5 protein-coding genes are annotated in these 5,152 nt (G+C 68.9%); 4 read left to right on the forward strand and 1 reads right to left on the reverse strand.

Features of this window, described 5'->3' with window-relative positions:
- The 3 genes from AB0J09_RS55680 to AB0J09_RS55690 form a co-directional block, all read left to right on the forward strand.
- Positions 1-321 (forward strand): tyrosine-type recombinase/integrase (locus tag AB0J09_RS55680; RefSeq protein WP_360710526.1); only part of this gene is annotated, 321 nt, incomplete at its 5' end.
- A 281-nt stretch (positions 322-602) separates the two neighbouring features.
- Positions 603-902, forward strand: a complete 300-nt coding sequence (locus AB0J09_RS55685) for a hypothetical protein (RefSeq protein ID WP_360710528.1) — start codon at positions 603-605, stop codon at positions 900-902.
- Positions 903-1,087: 185 nt separating this feature from the next.
- Positions 1,088-2,518 (forward strand): serine hydrolase domain-containing protein, encoded by a 1,431-nt coding sequence (locus tag AB0J09_RS55690; RefSeq protein WP_360710530.1) that lies wholly within the window; start codon positions 1,088-1,090, stop codon positions 2,516-2,518.
- Positions 2,519-2,976: 458 nt separating this feature from the next.
- On the opposite strand, the gene AB0J09_RS55695 is transcribed toward AB0J09_RS55690, so the two are convergent.
- Positions 2,977-3,756, reverse strand: a complete 780-nt coding sequence (locus tag AB0J09_RS55695) for an NAD(P)H-dependent oxidoreductase (protein WP_360710532.1) — start codon at positions 3,754-3,756, stop codon at positions 2,977-2,979.
- Positions 3,757-3,898: 142 nt separating this feature from the next.
- Here AB0J09_RS55695 and AB0J09_RS55700 point away from each other — a divergent pair, with 142 nt between their 5' ends.
- The gene (locus AB0J09_RS55700) at positions 3,899-4,747 is read left to right on the forward strand and encodes a helix-turn-helix transcriptional regulator (RefSeq protein WP_360710534.1); all 849 of its coding nucleotides are present in this window, start codon (positions 3,899-3,901) and stop codon (positions 4,745-4,747) included.
- Positions 4,748-5,152 lie beyond the last annotated feature (405 nt).

Consider the following 5,152-nt stretch of genomic DNA (forward strand, 5'->3'; position numbering starts at 1 on the left):
ACCGAGTGGCGCACCGACCGCGCCTCCTGGCCCGGCGCCGACACCCCGGCGCTGTTCCTCAATCGCCGCGGCGGGCGTCTGTCGGCCCGGGCGGTCGACCAGCTCATGGACGAACTCGCCACCGACGCCGACATCCTCGACGACGCGGGCGCCCTCGCCCTTTCCGCCCACATCCTGCGGCACACCTTGGCGACCAACCTCCTGCGCGCGGGCGTCGACATCGTCGTCGTCGCCGAACTCCTCGGCACCACCCGCCGCTACACCCTGCCTACCCACGCCGACCTCGAAGACGCCGTCAGCCATCTCCCCACCGATCAGTAGGGCCACCGCTGACCTGGGCGAACTCAATCGCGTGTACCTGGCTGCACGAGTCTTACCGACACCCCGCCAGGGAAGGGTTGAGATCCATATTCGGAGGCGACGACACCGTCCCCGCCTCCGTGGGAGCGTTCTACCAGGCACTGCTCACCGGCATCATGGCGCAGCGGCTGATCGATCCGGAACATGCGCTCACCAGTAAGGACATCAGCGAAGCTCTCCACCACATCACCCGATGACGCCGGCGACCACGGCCGCCAAGGGCCGGAACAGCCTCGCCAATCATGAAGTCCGACGCCTCACCCTCGATCTTCGGCGGATCGCCGCCCGCCGAACGCAGGCGGCGCGCCCCGTCCGCGCCCTCCCGCGCCGTGGCGGCCGTCTCCAGACCCAGCGCCTTGATCCGCCGCTCCAACGTGCTGCGGGTCGGCACCGGCAGCCCGCCGGCCCCGGCCCCGGCGTACGACCTTCGCAGGGAGGCAGCCGAGACGATCGAGCTGATGGAGCGGACTACCAACGGCCGGGTGGCCGACGCTCAGCGCCTCGCCGCGGAGCAGGTACGGGCAACCCGGGAGGAAAGCTGACGCGAAGGCCCGGCACGCCCAGGCGGAAGCCGACGCCAAGATCGAGCACGCGCAGGCGATGGCCGACGCCGAGTTCCGCACCATCCGTGAGCAAACCGACCAGCAGATCGCGCACGTCAACAAGCTGACCAGGGACGCCGAGGAACAGGCCGAGGGGGATTGGGCGGATTTGTTAGGGTGCCTGGGTGCCTTCTCAGCGCCCCCTCCTGCCACGTTCCGCCCCGGCCGCCTCGGGAATGTCGTCCCGTTCGATCGCCGCGCTGCTGGACCGGCTCGAAGCACGATCCATCGAGTGTCATTCCCTCATGGTCGTACGCCATGGCCAGGTCGTCGCCGAAGGCTGGTGGGCGCCGTACTCGGCCGGTCGACCGCACCTGCTCTACTCGCTGACCAAGTCGTTCAGCTCGATCGCCGTGGGGCTCGCGATCGCCGACGGGCTGCTCTCGCTGGACGATCGGGTGGTCGACGTGCTGCCCGACCACGTCCCGGCCGGCATCTCGGAGCGGGGACGCCGTCTCACCGTTCACCACCTGCTGTCCATGACAACCGGACACCGTACGGACAGCCTCGCCGAGGCCTGGCGGCTGGAACCGGGCGACCTGGTGAAGGGCTTCCTGCGCGTACCGTTTCCCGAGACCGAGGGAGCACGGCACGCCTACGACAATCCGACCACGTTCGTCCTGGCCCGGATGGTGGAACGGGTCACCGGCCGCGCCCTGCCTGAACTGCTCGACGAGCACCTGTTCAAGCCGATGGGCGTCGAGCACGCCGAATGGGACCGGGTGGGAAGCGGTGCCGCCTTCGCCTTCCACGGGCTGCACCTCACGACCGAGGCCGTCGCCGCCTTCGGTGAGTTGCTGCTGCGCGGCGGCCTCTGGGGCGAACGGCGGCTCGTCCCGCGCGCATGGGTGGAGCTCGCGACCAGCCGGCACATCGCCACTCTGCCCTGGGAGGACGGATCGGGCGATCCCGACTTCCTGTGCGGCTACGGTTACCAGTTCTGGAGGTCGCGCCACGGCTACCACGGTCACGGCTCCTTCGGCCAGCATTGCGTGGTCGTCCCGTCACACGATCTCGTGGTCGCCGTGACCGGCGCCAATTCACAGGCACAGGAGATATTCGACGCCATCTGGGAGTGCCTGCTGCCCGGCACGGACCATGCGGGAAGCGCCCGCGACGACGAGATCCTCACCGAGCGGCTGCGGCGGCTGTCACTCGCGCTGGTGCCGGGCTCGGCCGCTCCGGAGCGTTCCGCCAAGGCGAGAATCGACGCCGCCGCCGAGGGTTCGGCTCTGCCCGACGGAACCACGGTGATCGTCGATCCGGTGGACGGTGGATGGCTCCTGCGATTCGGCTCGCTCCTCAACGTCGAGGCCGGCCACGGCGAATGGCGGGAAAGTTCGCCGCTCGGCCGCCCTGTCGTCGCGGCCGGCGCCTGGCAGGGCGACACGTTCGTCGCCGACCTGTGCGTCATCACCACCCCGCACCGGGTCCGGCTGGTGGTCGACGCCGACGCGGGGACGGCGGTGGCGACGTGGAACATCGTGCCCCTGACCAGCCCCGATCTGGCGTTGCATCTGCGGTCGCCGCTGATGACCCGGCCCAACGTGGCGTAGGCGATGCCGGTGTGCCCGCCACAGGACGTCTCGTCACCCGTCGTGGCGGTGACACCGCCGCCGACGGCCGGCGAGGACGCCTGAGGGCACCCCCTGCCCCTTTGGGGGTTCTTCTCGTGGCCGTGTTCTGGAGCGCCGACCTGACCCTGCGCAAGATGGTCTCTCATTACGGGCGCCTCGTAGGTCCGGCCTCTACGTCGAGGACCCGTCTCGTGTTTCAGGAAGACGCTGAGCGGGTCGGTATCAAGAACCCAAAGCCGATCTAGTAGCGCGGCAAACCGGTCGCCCTGCGCGACGAAGTTCTCCAATTCCGGCTCCAAAGCCCGCGCGATCTCCCGCCGCGTCGGGGATTGAGCAGCAACCGAACGGCCAGTGACGTTAGCGAGCCGTCGGGGCTCGGGTTATCGTCACTGGCCGTTCTGATGCGGGTGGTCGCCCGTCCTGCCCCTCGCCAGCAGCTAATCCCGCACGTGCAGGCCGAAACCCTTGCGGCCCGGCACTTCCAGGCCCTCCTTCAACCGCAGTGACGGGATCTCGTAGTCACCGAAGTTCTGGCGCCGGAACGCGATCGGCTCGGTCGTCTCCAGCGACAGCAGCCGCTCCTTCCACGCCTTCGCGGCGTCCTCGAAGTCACCGCGGGTAATCTTGTCGGTGCCGTACAGCACGAACGGCGGCAGCACCTCCACGCCCGGGTAGTACAGGATCCCGTGGTGGATCGGGAACAGCAGGTCCTCGATCGGGCCGTTGATTCCGCGATCGGTGTAGTGGGACTCCGGGCCCCCGACGGTCACCGACAGGATCGCCCGCCGCCCCTGCAGCATCCCCTCACCGAAACGCTCGCCGTACCGGGTCTCGTCGTGCACTCCGACGCCGTACGCGAAGTGGTAGGAGAACACCCGGTCCACCCAGCCTTTGAGGATCGCCGGCATCGTGTACCACCACATCGGGAACTGGAAGACCACCGTGTCGGCCCACAGCAGCTTCTCCTGCTCGGCCGCCACGTCGGGCGTGAGCGCGCCGGCCTCGTACGCCCCGGCCGAACTCGGTATCACCTGCAGCGGGCTCGTGGCGTGCTCTCCGAAGTCCGCCGCGTCCACCACGGCCTTCCAGTTCATCGCGTACAGGTCGCTCACCCGCACCTCGTGCCCGGCGGCTTCGAGAGTGGACACGGCGAGGTCCTTCAGAGAGCCGTTCAGCGAACGCGGCTCGGGGTGGGCGTAGACGATGAGCGTCTTCATGGCTGTTCCCTTCAAGAAGGTGTCGCCATTGATGCTCGGCTGCCGAGGCCTCGTTGTTCAGGGGCGCCTCTTCCATCGGACGGGACTTCCTGGTAACAGCAGGACCACCTTCACGTGCGTTACCGGAGCCATACTGGGGGGCATGGACGATCTCGCGGGCTTCCTGCGCACCCGGCGCTCCCGGGTCGACCCTTCCGCCGTCGGCATCCCCACCGACAGCCGCCGCCGCGTCGAAGGGCTGCGCCGCGAAGAGGTCGCGCACCTGTCCGGAGTCAGCGTCGACTACTACGTACGCCTGGAGCAGGGCCGCGCCACCCAGCCCTCCGAACAGGTCCTCGACGCGCTCGCCCGCGTCCTCGGCCTCGACGAGACCGAACACGGGCACCTGTACCGGTTGGCCCGGCAGCGCCGCCGCCGCGCGAAGTTGCCCAGCGGGCGCCTGCGGCCGGAGCTGCTGCGCGTACTCGACCTGGTCACCGACGCGCCCGCCCTGATCATGGACCACCGGCTGGACGTGGTCGCGGGGAACCGCCTCGCCGGGCTCCTCTACGGCCGGGTGATGCCGGGCTTGAACACCGCCCGGCACATCTTCCTTGAGGAGGCCGAGCGCGGCCTGTACGCCGACTGGGAGAAATGCACCCTCGACGTGGTCGGGCACCTGCGCCTGGCGGCCGGGAAGTACCCCGACGACCCGCGCCTGGCCTCGCTTATCGGCGAGCTGGCGATGGGCAGCAAGCGCTTCCGCCGCCTCTGGGCCCGCGCGGACGTGCGCTCCCGCACACATGGACGCAAGGCGTACCGGCACCCGCTGGTCGGACTGCTGGAACTGCACCAGGAGAACTTTGCACTGCCGGATGAATCGGGCATGGAGCTGCTGGTGCTGTCCGCGGCAGCCGGGAGCCCCACCGAGGACGGGCTGCGCCTGCTGGGCGCGCTCAGTGGGGATGGACATCCCACGGTGAAAGGCCTGCCGGTAACAAATGTGTCATGAGCCGCGAAGCCGTTGGGATCAGCGGCGGCGATCGGCGGGGTCGTCTTCGCGGGTGATGCGTTCGGCGGCGTCTGCGCCGAGGCCGTCGTGGCGGCCGAGGGTGGGAGGCAGGCGTGCCTGGGATTTTGCCTGGTTCGGGCGCGGAGCGGTGTCCGGGCATCGGGAAGAGAGCCCTCCCCTCCTTGCTGGCGGCGGGCGAGGATGGCGGCGCGTTTGTCGTCGTCGACGTCTATGGCCTGAGACGTTGGCGTATAAATGTTGGACAGCAGCGCATTCACTATCTCAGTAGGTCTCCCTACGGTGGTTCGCGTAACCGATTGAGGGAGCATTGACATGCTGAAGGTAGGCATCATCCTGGGCAGCACCCGTCCCGGCCGCAACGGCGAGGTTGTGGCGCACTGGGTC

The sequence above is a fragment of the Nonomuraea sp. NPDC049784 genome (assembly GCF_040659615.1).
Classification (GTDB): Bacteria; Actinomycetota; Actinomycetes; order Streptosporangiales; family Streptosporangiaceae; genus Nonomuraea.